Below are 12,737 nucleotides of genomic sequence, written 5' to 3' on the forward strand. Positions count from 1 at the left end.
ATGGATGAGCCATGGACGTTCTCATCATCGGCGGGACGGGGCTCATCAGCACCGGCATCGCGCGCCAGGCGGTCGACGCCGGCCACGACGTGACCGCCTTCCACCGCGGCGAGACGGACGCTGACCTGCCCGACGCGGTCGCCCACGTCCACGGCGACCGCGACGACGACGACCGGCTGGCCGAGGTGGCCGCCGAGGTCGATCCCGAGGTCGTGATCGACATGGTGTGTTTCTCGCCCGAACAGGCCGAGAGCGCCGTCGAAGCCTTCGAGGGCGTCGAGCAGTTCGTCTTCTGCTCGACGGTCGACGTGTACCACCGGCCGCTGGACGCCAACCCCGCGACCGAGGACGCGGCCCGGCACCCGCCGGTCAGCGACTACGGCGCCGACAAGGCCGACTGCGAGGACGTCTTCTTCGAGGCGGGCGGCGACGCCTTCGAGACGACCGTGATCCGCCCGTGGAGCACCTACGGCGAGGGCGGCCCGGTCATCCACACGATGGGCTGGGGGACCTACTACCTCGACCGTGTGCGGAAGGGCGAGCCGATAATCGTCCACGGCGACGGCGCCACGCTGTGGGGTCCCTGCCACCGCGACGACGTGGCCGGCGCGTTCGTCGAGGCGATCGGCAACGAGACGGCCTACGGCGAGGCGTACCACGTCACCAGCGAGGAAGTGATCTCCTGGAACCAGTACCACGAGTACGTGGCCGACGCGATGGACGCGCCCGAGCCCGAGCTGGTGTACATCCCGACGGACAAACTGGTCGAGGCCGTCCCCGACCGCACCGACCCGCTGGTCGACCACTTCCAGTACTCGACGGTGTTCGACAACGGCAAGGCCAAACGCGACCTGGACTTCGAGTACACGATCAGTTTCCGCGAGGGCGTCGAGCGGACCATCGACGACCTCCAGCAGCGCGACGCCATCGACCCCTACGACAGCGAGAACGACGACGAGATAATCGCGGCGTGGCGCGACTCGACCGAGTCGTTCGTCGAAGCGTTCGACGGCTGAGAAGGGGACGGACGCGACCAGAACGGGCCGACTTTCCGGCTGCCACCGTCGTTCAGTCGATACTGTACTCGACGATGTCCTCGGAGCCGCAGGTCGCGCAGACGGCGGTGTCGGCGTCGACGGTGGTGCCACAGCGTCGGCACTCGGCGACGACGGTCTCGGGCTCGACCCGCGTGACGAGGGAGGCGAACAGACTCACGGCGATCACTCCGGGTGGACCGGGTCCTCGCAGTCGGGACACTCGGCGAAGAGCCTGGGCCAGTCGCCCTCGGACTCGTAGCGGATCAACAGGTTCGCCGACGGGATCATCACGTCGCAGTTCGGACACGCGCCGAGCGGTCCCCCCCGGAGTCCGCGGTCGTCGCTCCCGGCCATGTACCGGGTTACCACTCCCCGTTCCGTAGTTATTCTCCGTATAACGTCGATAATGCGGCGATTTATTCGACGGGTCGCCGGTCGAACGGCCGACCGAAGTGCCGTTACGGACGGGCCGTCACTCGACGGAGACGACTTCGACCTCGAACGTCAGCGCCTCGCCCGCGAGTTCGTGGTTGAAGTCGACGGTGACCGTCTCGTCGTCGGCGTCGACGACCTCGCCGGGGAGCCCCTCCTCGGTCTGGATCTCCAGCCCTTCCTCGACCTCGCGGCCGCCGAGCATCTCCGCGAACTCGTCGGCCTCGTACTCGACGACGCGGTCGTCCGTGCGCTCGCCGTAGGCCTGCTCGGGCTCGATCTCGACAGTGTCCTCTTCGCCGGTCTCCATGCCGACCAGGCCGTCTTCGAGCCCCTCGATGATGCGACCGTTCCCGATCTCGACGGTGAGCGGCTGGTAGTCCCGGTCGGGCTGGTCCGCGGCGAGCCCTTCCTCCTCCGCGACGGACTCCAGCGACGTGTCGAAGACGCTGCCGTCGTCCAGTCGACCTGTGTACTCGATGGTCACGGTGTCGCCCGTGGAAATAGCCATATCGTCCGAAACAGCGGCCGACGGATAAGCCTGCGGTATAAGGCTCGGCGCGCGGATGCTCAGTGTAGAGAAGACATATACCGTAGTGAAAAATTAGCAATACTATGCGCTATCGAGCATTTCTCGCTCTGGTACTTTTCGTTGGGGCGAGTGCCGGATGTCTCGTGGATTCCGGTCCCGAAGCGGGGCAGTTGGTGATACATAATTACGATAGTCAAGATCATACCGTCACCATTGAGTGTGGAAGCGAGAACACCAGTCTGACTGTCCCTCACGGGAGCGATCGAGTGGTAACGCTCACTGAGTCGCCTGGCAGCTATACGATAGAGGCATCCGTGGACGAAACTATCTCCTTGAATCACACTGTCGAGTACTATTCCGCCGGGAGAAACGGGGAAGAACCAGGCGGCCCCGTCGTCAAGCTGAGGATTGAGAGCGACTCGACTTACTTTTCCCGGTCGTACGACTGAACGACGGTTCGACCGGGCCTACTCAGTTCGCACACCGAACCGAACACGAGACTCCTAGGCGTTCGTCTCGTACAGCTCCCCCTCGTCGTCGTAGCGAGCGTCGAAGATACGGTCGAACTGCTCGTCGGAGATGGACACGTCCACCGCGCCCATGTTCTCGTCGAGCTGCTCCACCGTGCGAGCGCCGACGATGGGGACGCAGTCGAAGTCGGGCTGGTCCATCAGCCACCGGAGCGCCACCTGGGCGGGCGAGGCGTCGACCTCGTCGGCGACCTCGCGCACCGCGTCGAGGACGTGCCAGCCGCGCTCGGAGACGTACCAGTCCTCGAACATCGGATCGAGGTCGCCGCGGGTCCCCTCGTCGGCGTCCAGATCGTAGGTGCCGTCGCCGACGCGTTCGTACTTGCCGGTGAGGAACCCACCCGCCAGCGGCGAGTACGGGCAGACGGCGAGGTTCTGGTCAGCGCACACGTCGAGGTACTCGGCCACGTCCTCGTAGTAGGCGGCGTGAAAGAGCGGCTGGGTGACGCTGAAGGCCTCGTAGTTGTTCACGTCGGCCTTCCAGAGCCCCTTGGTGAGCTTCCAGGCGTCGCAGGTCGAGATGCCGACGTAGTGGACCTTGCCCTCGCTCACGAGGTCGTCGACCGCCCGCAGCGTGTGCTCGATGGGCGTCTCGTCGTCGAAACGGTGGAGATAGAGGATGTCGAGGTAATCGGTGCCGAGCCGGTCGAGTGAGCCCTCGACCTCGGCGCGGACGTTCTTCTTCGAGAGGTTCTCCTGGAATCTCGATACCGTGGACCAGAAGCACTTCGAGGCGATCACGTAGTCCTCGCGGTCCTCGTCTTCCAGCCACTCGCCGATCCAGCGTTCGGAGTCGCCGCCGCCGTAGCCGTTGGCGGTGTCGATGAAGTTCCCCCCGCGCTCGGCGTAGGCGTCGAGCAGTTCGTGGGCGTCCTCGCGGTCGGTCTCGACGACGCCGTCGTGGGCCTTGCCGAACCGCCACGTGCCGAGACAGACCGGCGACACCTGCAGTCCCGTCGCTCCGAGTCGTCTGTACTCCATATCGGCACATCGGTCGCAGGCCGCATAGGCGTTGGTTTCGCGGAAGCCCACGAGTGGCGCGTCGCGCGAGCGGGGAGAACGGTGTAGAAGGCGGGACCCGCCGAACGGGACGCGCAGACGCCGGGTTCGACCTTTTCCGGCGGCCGACCCAACGGGGGGCATGCGGCTGCTTCAGCTATCGGTCCCCGCCGAGCAGCGCGCGGCGGTCCGGCGGGTCCTCGACGGGCACGACCTCGGCTACACCGTCGCCGAGGGCGACGGCGCGAAGGAGGGGCACGCGCTCGTGACCGTCGTGATCCCGGCCGACGCCGTCGAGCGCGTGCTGGACGACCTCCAGGACGCCGGCTACGACCGCAGCACCTACACCGTCTCGACCGAGGCCGAGTTCGCGACCTTCGAGGGGATGGACGCGGTCCAGCGCCACTGGGCGGAGACGCCCAACCGGATCGCCCCCGAGACGCTCCGGGCGAAGGCCCGGGACATGCGACCGAACACCCAGTCGTACGTCTGGCTGATGCTGCTCAGCACCGTCATCGCGACCGCGGGGCTGCTCATCGGCTCGCCCGCCGTCCTCGTCGGGTCGATGGTGCTCGCGCCGCTCGTGGCGCCGATGCTCGCGGCGAGTATCGGCGCGGTCCGCGACGACCGGGCGATGGTCGCCGACAGCCTCCGCCAGCAGGCGGTCGGGCTGGGCGTCGCCGTCCTCGGCGCCGTCGCCGCGAGCCTCCTCATCCGGAACCTCGAGATCGTCTCGGTGACGCTCGACGTGACGACGGTCGACCTGTTCGCGGTGCGGCTCTCGCCGGGACTGCTCTCGGTCGTCGTCGGCCTCGCTGCCGGCGCGGCCGGCGCCTTCGGGCTGACGACGAAGGGCAACGTGAGCATCGTCGGCGTGATGGTCGCCGCAGCCCTGGTCCCGACGGCCGCGGTCGTCGGGATCGGCGTCGCCTGGGGCGCCGCCAGCGTCGCGGTCGGCGCGCTCGTGCTGCTCGGCCTGACCATCGTCGCCGTCAACGTCGGCGCCTACCTCATGCTGCGCTATCTCGGCTACCGCCCGGAGGCGGCCGAGAGCGCCTTCATCGACCTCGAATCGACCGCCGAGAAGGCCCGGTTCGCCGCGACCGCCCTCGCCGTCGTGGTCGTCGTCGCGGTGGTCCTCGTCGGCTCGGTCCAGCACGTCCGCTTCGAGTACGCCGTCACGCAGGCGACCTCGGACGTGGTCACCGACGAGGAGTACGGCCCCCTCTCGCTCCGCGGGGTCACCGTCCAGTACGCCGGGACCAGCCCCGTCGAGAACCCGACGACCGTCTCCGTCAGCCTCACCCGCAGGTCCGACGAATCGTACCCGTCGCTCCCGAACGACCTCGCGCGACAGATCTCGGACCGCACCGGCGAGAACGTGACCGTTCTCGTCACCTACACCGATTACGAGGTGTCGAACGCCACCGGGACCGCGTCGGACACAGGTGCGACCGGGAGCGCGTCCGGAGCGGGTGCGGCGGGCCTCGCCCGCCCTGCCGTCCCCGGGTGAGCGGCCACTCGCTCCCGTCGCTCTCCTCGTCGTCGGCCACACGTTCGCCTCGGGACTCGACCGCAGGAGCCGCCGACTCGCGATGGCGCGTCTCGCCCGTCTGACCGCGCTCCGATCACGGAGTCAGAGAGAGCGTTGCGGAGTCGACCCGGGTGGATCGGTCCGGCGATTCGTAGAGCTCCAGCGGGTACGAGGCGATACCCATCTCTTCCAGATTCTCACCGGCCGCCGTCGCCGTTATCGAAACCGTATCCCCGTCAGCTGCCGAAGTCAGCCACGCCGAATCCGACCCGCCGGCGTCGGTATCGACGACGACTGTAACTGCGAAATCACCGGTTCCGTCCAAGATCGAAGCCGCCACTTCGAAGTTGACCTCTTCCTCGTCCCCGACGACCAGGTGGAGGGTGTCGAACTCGCCCGTGGAGACGGGGATCTCGACCTCGTCGCCGCTGGTGCCATCGTAGGCCGAGGCGGAAAATCCGGGCTCGCCAGGGTCGACCGGCGTCGGCGTTGCCGTCGGTGTCGGCGTCGACGTCGGCGTCGTCGTCTCCGTCGGCGTCGGCGATCGGGTCGGTGTGTCCGTCGCCGTCGGCGTCGACGATGGAGTGGGCGTCTCAGACGGTGTCGCTGTCGGCGTCGGTGTCGCCGCCGATGGCGTTGCCGTCGATGTCGGCGTCGCAGTCCCGTCGCCCCCGCTGGCTCGCTCGGAGTCGTCCGTCTCGGTTGCGTCGGACCCGCTAGTTCCACAGCCTGCCACTGCTCCCGCAGCGACGACGGCCAGAAGGCGTCGCCGTTCCAGTTCCATAGCGGGAGGATGAGAGATCAGACAGTTGTATCATTCGATAGCCGGTCGGGACCGCGACGGCCGCCGGTCACTCCACGCCGGCGCCGGTCGGCGCGTCCGGGAGTTCGACGGGGTCGCTGTCGATACCGAGTTCGTCGAGCGCCCGTTCGAGGTGCTCGGCCTCGGCGTACTCGGCGCCGTCGGCGACGCGGATCCGCTGGACGGTCGCCAGCACCTCGCCGCGGCGGTCGTCCGGGATGTCGTACTTGTCGGTCGCGAGTTCGATGGTGAGGCCGTTGTGGTCGCGGGTGTACAGCGAGTGGAACACGCCGCGGTCGAACTCGTTGTAGCCGTGGCCGAACTCCTCCAGCGCGCGCTTGATGTCCGCGAAGCGCTCGGGGTCGATGCTGAAGGAGAGGTGGTGGACCGACCCGATCTGGTGGCGCAGCGGCGCGGCCGACGACTCCCGGTCGTCTTTCACGAAGAACGTGAGGATGCGGCCGTCGCCGGTGTCGAAGAACAGATGCGTCGAGTCGGGGTCGTCGAGGTTCGGCTGGCGGAGCACCAGGGGCATCCCCAGCAGGTCGCGGTAGAACTCGATCGTGTCTTCCTCGTTGCTACCGATGAGCGTGATGTGGTCCGTACCGGTCGTGTGGAACGGACTCTCGGGCAGTTCGGCCGTGATCTCCGGACCGCTGTCCTCTGACATACCGACTCGTTGGGACGAGAGCCCCATAGGTCTCCTGCCGGCGGCGATCGGTCCGACGGCCCCGCGACCGATAGATTGATAGTCGATTACCGGTCCGGTACGACCACCGTACTCCGAGTAGATGACGCCTATCGAGATCGCCGCCGCCGCCGTCGCGCTCGCCCTCGCGGTCAGCGCGGGGCTCGTCGCCCACGAACTCGCCCACGCGGCCGTCCTGCGCGCCGCGGGCGTGGCCTACCGCATCGACTGGTTCCCCGGCGACGACACCGGGGTCCTCGGCGCCGGCCTGCGCGGACGCTGGGCCGCGGTCAGACCGCGCGCGACCGGGGAGACGCCCGCCTGGGTCCTGCGGTGCTCGGCGATGATGCCGCTGGCGCTCGCCGTCCCCCTCGCGCTCGTCCCGCTCGGCGTCGTCGCCGACCCGTTCGCGACCGACGGCCTCGTCCGCTTCGCCGCCGTCGGGTGGATGGCCTGCGCGCTGCCGAGCCCGCAGGACTTCTCCGTGCTGTGGTACGCCGACACCGCCGTCGCGGCCGCGGCCGACGACGCTTCGAGCTACGACGCCTCGACCGACGAGCCGTCCGCGACGTGACCGCCCGTGAGCGTCGCGGTAGGGCCGCAGTACCCCGCGGCCCCGGGCTGGTCTCGGACCGGCGCCGCGCCGGCCGCGCGCCGTCCCGGCGTTAGGGGCCTGTTTCCTTTCTCCGTGAGCCCCCTATCGGTTGGACCGATGCCAGATCCCGACAGAGACGCCGAGCCCGAATCCACCACGGACCCGCGGTTCGACGAGTGGCCGGTCAGGCGCTACGACGCCTACGACGACCTGACCGTCGAGCGAGCGACACCGGACGACGACGACGGTCAGCAGCTCGACGACGTGGAGTGGGTCGGCGGCACCCGAGCCGGTTCCGGCGGCGCCGCCTACGTCTACGCGCCCGAGTCCGAGACGCTCCATCGCGGCCGCTACGACCACGAGAACGACCGGGTCGTCGTCGACGACGAGACCGCCGTCGACCGGGAGACGCTGGGCGACCACCTCGTCGACATCGGCGAGGACCACGACTGGGGGTGGCTCTCCTCGTTCGCCCGCGAGCACATGGACACGCCCGACCACGACCCCGAGGACCCGACCGCCGAGCACCTCCTGCCGCCCGGCTTCGACCACGAGGCGACGGAGTTCCAGCGGCGCAACCTCGTCGACGACGCCGACGAGGACGCCGCCTTCTTCGGCTCGCACACCTTCGCCGACGACACCGACCGGGTCCACGTGCTCGAACGCGAGTTCGCCGTCACCGCCGCCGAGTCCGACGACCGCGCCGACACACACGTCGAGGAGCGCTACCTCGTCGCCGAGGAACCGCGCGAGGAGGACCGCGCCGGTGACGCCGACATCGTCGAGGAACGCGAGTACGATCTGGCGCTCGACGTCGACCCCGACGAACGGGTCTGGGTGAACGACGCCGAGGGGCTCCTGACGGAGTGGCACCGCCGGCACCTCGCCCCGCCCGAGCGCGAGGAACACCGCCGGGTCGAACGCGGGGCGGCCGCGACCGACGGCAGCGCCGACCGGCGCGGCGTCTGAGCGGCGAGGGGTCGGGAGCTGCTCCGTCCGCAGGGCCGGCGATGTCCGGCCGCACGTCCAAGTACTCCCGGACCCGAGGGGAGACGATGCCCGGCAGTGTCGTCCTTCAGACGCTCGGCGACGCCGTCCGCGCGGCCGTGCCGTCGTGGCTCGTGCCCGCGTTCCGCGGGGTCACTCGACTCGGGAACCTCGGCGTCTTCCTGGTCGCGTTCGCCCTCGACTACTGGTTCGTCGACCGCGAGCGCGGCGCCCACGCCATCGGCGTCGTCGTCGGCGGGATGGCGCTGCTGACCGCGCTCAAGTACTTCTTCGCCGCGCCGCGACCGCCGGCGTCGGTCAACCTCGTTCCGACCGGCGGCCACAGTTTCCCGAGCGGGCACGCCATGGGCGCGACCGTCGCCTACGGCGCCCTCGCCGTCGACCTCGACATCGGTTCGGCCCGAGTCCGGTACGCCGCGGCCGGCGCCCTCGTCTCCCTGATCGCGCTCTCGCGAGTGGTCCTCGGCGTCCATTTCGTCCGCGACGTGCTCGCCGGGATCGCCTTCGGCGTCGTCTTCCTCGCGGTCGCGTTCGGCGTCACCGGTCGCGACCCTCGACTCGCTTTCCTGCTCGCGATCGCCGTCGCCCTCCTCGCCGTCGCGGTCAGCGGCGCCAGCCGCGACGGGGTCGGCCTCCTCGGCCTCGCGGTCGGCGCCGCCGTCGCCTGGGAACTCGCCGGCGACGGGACGACCGTCGAGCAGCCGCTGTGGCGAGCGGCGCTCGTCGGCGGCCTCCTCCCGGTCCTCGCCGGGCTGGGCTTCGTCGCCCTGGTCGTCGACCCCCCACCGGCGGCCGTGTTCGCGCTCACCGTCGCGCTCGGCGCCGGACTACTCGCCCCGCCCGCCCTCCTCGGCGGCCCGAGCGACGCGACCGCCGCCGGCTGAGACGGCGACCGCCTGAGACTGTGACCCCGACCGCGCCAGCCGCGACCCGGCAGCCGCGATCACGGAGCCCCGACCGCGAGAACCGCACCGGGAGAGTCGCCCTGAACTCCCCGGCCACACGTGGCGAATGCCGGCCGGCCGACTATCCGGCGCGATAGCCTATTCCGCCCGCATGTCGTTGCTCGGCCGGACGATCGACCTGTACGGGTACGTCTTCCACCCGATCACCGTCCTCGGCGTCGGGAGCCTGCTACTGATCTACCACGAGTGGCGCGGCCGGGACGCCGACCGGGCCGCGCTCGGCCGCCGCGTCGGCGCCTTCCTCGGCGCCGGCGCTCTCGCGCTCGTCCCGACCGCGGCCTTCTTCCTCGTGTTCCGCGGCGGGCTCGGCCGGGCCGTCGCCGGGAGCAGTTGGCGGCTCGATTGGATGGTCGCCGCCGGCGTGCTGATCGCCGCCGGCGTCACCTGGCTCGTCTGGCGCCGCTACGAGTGGGGCTCGGTCGTCCCCGGCGCGATGGCGACGTTCGCGGCCGTCACGGTCCCCTACGCCGTCCTCGCGCCCGTCTGGGACATCTCGGGCCACGTCATCCTCGCGCTGGCGCCGACGCTGTACCTGACGCTCGTCGACCGCAGGTACGCGCCCCTGCTGGTCGTCCCGGCCCTGATGGTGCCGACGCGGGTCCTGGTCGAGGCCCATACGTGGGCCCAGTCGGTCGCCGGGTTCGCCGTCGCCGCCGCGATCACGGTCGGCCTCTACCGCGTCCGGGCGCGGTCGAGCGACCGCCGAAACGCCGGGTCGACCGCGTCCTGACCCGACCCGTCGCCGTGAACCCGGGCCTCCCCACCGCTCCGGACGCCTCCGTTCCCCCACGTCCGCCTCCGGACCGATGGCGTGACACCCCGAGCCGAACAGTCAGCAAATTGTTACTTAGAAGTGTGCGCGGGCCGCAGGCGTGGCATGGCGACCGACCGATCGGAGCCGGCGAACGTGTTACTGGTCGTGCTCGACTCGGTGCGGGCACGGAACTGCTCGGTGCTCGGGGCGCGCAAGCCGACGACACCGAACCTCGAACTGCTGGCCCGGGAGTCGACGCTGTACACGCAGGCGCGGGCGCCCTCGAACTGGAGCCTGCCGAGCCACGTCAGTCTCTTCACCGGGCTGGAGACCCACGAGCACCGCGTCACGGTCGACCGGCGGCTCGCCCCGGGGAACACGGCCTTCGAGAAGCTCGGGGAGCGCGGCCACGACACGGGGCTGTTCACCGAGAACGGGTTCGTCGCGAGCCACGGCGTGGGACTCAAAGACGCCTTCGAGACCGTCGAGACGGTTCCGGAGTCCGTCCCCGACGGCTACGACACGGCCGAGCTGAACCCCGGGCCGGACGGCTACTACTACGCCGACCGCTTCCTGTCGTGGAGCGACGACCGCGACGGCCCGTGGGCGGCGTGTCTGAACCTGATGGACGCCCACAGGCCCTTCGAACCCCGAGCGTCCCACGACGAGTGGGGCGACGACGCCGCCCGCGAACTCCAGGCGGAACTGCCCAACCGCTGGGAGTGGACGTTCCAGGCCGGCGAGCGGCCGCTGTGGCAGCTCAAGGCCCTGGAGGCGCTGTACGACGGCGGGATCCGACAGGCCGACGCGATACTCGGCCACGTCGTCTCGACGCTGCGCGAGCGCGGGGTCCTCGACGACACCCTGCTCGTCGTCTGCGGCGACCACGGCGACGGCTTCGGCGAACGGAGCGTCCTCGACGGGGAGCCGCCGGCCGTCTCGCACATCGTCCCGATGCACGAGTCGCTGTTGCACGTCCCGCTGCTCGTGCGCCGTCCCGGCGGACACGAGGCTCGGACCGTCCGCGACCCCGCGGCGTTGACGCCGTTCCACGACGTGGCGCTGGCCGCCGGCGCGGGCGAACCGGTCTCGGCCGGTGCGTTCGCCCGCGAGCGCGTCGTCAGCACGAAACAGCCCGTCACCGGCGACCTCCGCGAGCGCTACGAGCGCAACTGCGAGTCGGTCGACCCCTTCGTCGCCCCGTCGCGGGCCGTCTACCGCGCCGACCCGTCGGTCGACCGCGCGGTCCGCAAGACGTACTACTGGGGCGACGCGGCCGCCGAACTCGCGGTCCACGATCCGGGCCACGTCCACCGCGTCGGCGCCGCCACCAGCGAGTCCGTCGACGACGCCGTCCTGACCCGCGACGTGTCCGTCGACCTGCCCCGCGAGGCCACGGACGGTGGGCTCGATCCGGACAAGAAGGCCCAGCTCGCCGCGCTGGGGTACTACTGACGGCGGCGCCGGTCGACCGCTGTCCCCCGCGTTCCGCTCGCGGCGCCGGTAGGCGCTACTCCAGCGAGTAGGCGACCCGCTCGCCGGTGTCCAGCCCGTTCCGGAGCGCCGCGTGCAGGCGCGCCTCGCCGGCCACCCAGTCGCCGAGCGCGTACAGGTCCGCCTCGGCCGCGTCGTCGACGGCTCCCCGCCGGACCCCTTCGTCGGGGAGCGCGTAGCGCCACCCCTGGTGGTCGGTCCACTCTGGGTCGGCCAGCCGGTCGTCGTCCAGCACGTCCGCGGTCAGCTCCGCGAGTTCGGCCACGTTCCCGTCGGGGTCGTCGTCGTAGCGCTCGACCGACCACTCGGGATTGGCCTGCACCACCAGCACGGACTCACCGTCGGGGACGTGCCCGTCCTTGCACTCCTCGCGGGCGATCCAGCCGATCTGGTGGTCTCGATCCGGGTTCACCAGCGCGTAGTAGGGCCGGTCGAGTTCGAACTCGTAGCCCAGCACCGCCGTCCAGATGGTGCGGTAGGGGACCGCCTCGGCCGCCTCGGCGAGGTCCCGCCGCGCGTCGCTCTCCCACTCGGCGTCGCGCAGCAACTCTGCGCTCTGGGGCGCGGGCGGATTCAGGAGCAGCGCGTCGAACGGACCCCACTCCTCGCCGTCGGTGTCGACGACGCGCCACTGGTCACCGTCGCGGACCAGCGTCTCGGCTCTGGTCGAGTTCTCGACCGTCGCGTCGGTCTCGCCCAGCAGTCGCTTGGCGATCTGTGTCAGGCCAGCGCGGTAGCTCCACTTGTGGTCGTCGGCGTCCCGACCCTCTGAAACCGAGCCCTCGGCGTCGAAGGTGTAGATCGGTTCGGTCACGTCGACCAGTCCCTCCGAATCGAGCGTCTCCGTCAGGAGTTCGACGACGCGGTCGTCGTCGCTCTTGACGTAGTTGGCGCCGTAGTCGTAAGTCACGTCGCCGCGGCGGCGGGTGGCCGCCCGCCCGCACACGCCGCGGGATTTTTCCAGCACCGTCACCTCCGCCGACGGGACCGCCCCGTCGAGCACGTACGTCGCGGCCGCGGCCGCCGCGCCCGCGCCGACGACTCCGATCGCTGTCATAGCGGTCGTTCGGGCTCCTGTGACTAAACGGGTCGTATCTCCGATCGGTCGTGGGTTCGTGGTCCGGGACCTGCTGGCCGGTAGTCGTCGCTACCGCTCTCGCCAGCGGACGATGAAAGCCCTCAGCCCGCTCGCGGTCGCTGACCGGGATATCCGCGCTCGGACAGCCGCACGGCCCCGCACTCGCGCGGATAGTGCCCGCTCAGGCGACTGAACTGCACGCGAGCGCGCCTCGCCCTTTCAGTCCGCCAAGGACAGCACGGCACCGCGACAGCACCGCAGACGGCCACATACCTCCCCAGCCGATTCG

At 70.2% G+C, this 12,737-nt stretch carries 14 protein-coding genes; 7 read left to right on the forward strand and 7 right to left on the reverse strand.

Going from position 1 to position 12,737, the window contains the following annotated elements; genetic code table 11:
• Positions 1–11 precede the first annotated feature (11 nt).
• Positions 12–1,016: an NAD-dependent epimerase/dehydratase family protein gene (locus HZS54_RS21560; RefSeq protein WP_179919162.1), complete on the forward strand. Its 1,005-nt coding sequence runs from the start codon at positions 12–14 to the stop codon at positions 1,014–1,016.
• Between the two features lie 52 nt (positions 1,017–1,068).
• Here HZS54_RS21560 and HZS54_RS21565 read toward each other — a convergent pair whose 3' ends face one another.
• From HZS54_RS21565 to HZS54_RS21580, 4 genes are all read right to left on the reverse strand, one after another.
• Entirely contained in the window at positions 1,069–1,215 is a 147-nt protein-coding gene (locus HZS54_RS21565; RefSeq protein ID WP_179917547.1) for a hypothetical protein, read from the reverse strand.
• Positions 1,216–1,220: 5 nt separating this feature from the next.
• The gene (locus HZS54_RS21570; RefSeq protein WP_179919163.1) at positions 1,221–1,391 is read right to left on the reverse strand and encodes a DUF7837 family putative zinc-binding protein; all 171 of its coding nucleotides are present in this window, start codon (positions 1,389–1,391) and stop codon (positions 1,221–1,223) included.
• Positions 1,392–1,509: 118 nt separating this feature from the next.
• Positions 1,510–1,980 (reverse strand): FKBP-type peptidyl-prolyl cis-trans isomerase, encoded by a 471-nt coding sequence (locus HZS54_RS21575; protein WP_179919164.1) that lies wholly within the window; start codon positions 1,978–1,980, stop codon positions 1,510–1,512.
• 524 nt (positions 1,981–2,504) lie between these two features.
• Positions 2,505–3,512, reverse strand: a complete 1,008-nt coding sequence (locus HZS54_RS21580; protein WP_179919165.1) for an aldo/keto reductase — start codon at positions 3,510–3,512, stop codon at positions 2,505–2,507.
• A gap of 160 nt (positions 3,513–3,672) precedes the next feature.
• Between HZS54_RS21580 and HZS54_RS21585 the strand changes: the two genes are divergently transcribed.
• The gene (locus HZS54_RS21585) at positions 3,673–5,043 is read left to right on the forward strand and encodes a DUF389 domain-containing protein (protein ID WP_179919166.1); all 1,371 of its coding nucleotides are present in this window, start codon (positions 3,673–3,675) and stop codon (positions 5,041–5,043) included.
• A 115-nt stretch (positions 5,044–5,158) separates the two neighbouring features.
• Here the strand turns inward: HZS54_RS21585 and HZS54_RS21590 are convergent, their stop codons facing one another.
• Entirely contained in the window at positions 5,159–5,848 is a 690-nt protein-coding gene (locus HZS54_RS21590; protein WP_179919167.1) for a DUF7827 domain-containing protein, read from the reverse strand.
• Between the two features lie 67 nt (positions 5,849–5,915).
• Positions 5,916–6,536, reverse strand: a complete 621-nt coding sequence (locus tag HZS54_RS21595) for a VOC family protein (RefSeq protein ID WP_179919168.1) — start codon at positions 6,534–6,536, stop codon at positions 5,916–5,918.
• Positions 6,537–6,657: 121 nt separating this feature from the next.
• On the opposite strand from HZS54_RS21595, the gene HZS54_RS21600 reads away from it, so the two are divergent.
• From HZS54_RS21600 to HZS54_RS21620, 5 genes are all read left to right on the forward strand, one after another.
• Complete coding sequence (locus HZS54_RS21600) at positions 6,658–7,128, forward strand: hypothetical protein (RefSeq protein ID WP_179919169.1); 471 nt, start codon at positions 6,658–6,660, stop codon at positions 7,126–7,128.
• A 138-nt stretch (positions 7,129–7,266) separates the two neighbouring features.
• Positions 7,267–8,118: a hypothetical protein gene (locus HZS54_RS21605; RefSeq protein WP_179919170.1), complete on the forward strand. Its 852-nt coding sequence runs from the start codon at positions 7,267–7,269 to the stop codon at positions 8,116–8,118.
• 86 nt (positions 8,119–8,204) lie between these two features.
• A complete protein-coding gene (locus HZS54_RS21610) occupies positions 8,205–9,041 on the forward strand; it encodes a phosphatase PAP2 family protein (RefSeq protein WP_179919171.1) in 837 nt (278 codons plus the stop codon).
• A gap of 172 nt (positions 9,042–9,213) precedes the next feature.
• Positions 9,214–9,852 (forward strand): phosphoesterase, encoded by a 639-nt coding sequence (locus tag HZS54_RS21615; protein WP_179919172.1) that lies wholly within the window; start codon positions 9,214–9,216, stop codon positions 9,850–9,852.
• A gap of 147 nt (positions 9,853–9,999) precedes the next feature.
• Complete coding sequence (locus HZS54_RS21620) at positions 10,000–11,331, forward strand: sulfatase (RefSeq protein ID WP_179919173.1); 1,332 nt, start codon at positions 10,000–10,002, stop codon at positions 11,329–11,331.
• Between the two features lie 55 nt (positions 11,332–11,386).
• On the opposite strand, the gene HZS54_RS21625 is transcribed toward HZS54_RS21620, so the two are convergent.
• Positions 11,387–12,427 carry an NAD(P)/FAD-dependent oxidoreductase gene (locus tag HZS54_RS21625; RefSeq protein WP_179919174.1) on the reverse strand — a complete coding sequence of 347 codons (1,041 nt, stop codon included), beginning with the start codon at positions 12,425–12,427 and terminating at the stop codon, positions 11,387–11,389.
• Positions 12,428–12,737 lie beyond the last annotated feature (310 nt).

Origin of the sequence: Halosimplex pelagicum (assembly GCF_013415905.1) — an archaeon.
In the GTDB taxonomy this organism is placed as follows: Archaea; Halobacteriota; Halobacteria; order Halobacteriales; family Haloarculaceae; genus Halosimplex; species Halosimplex pelagicum.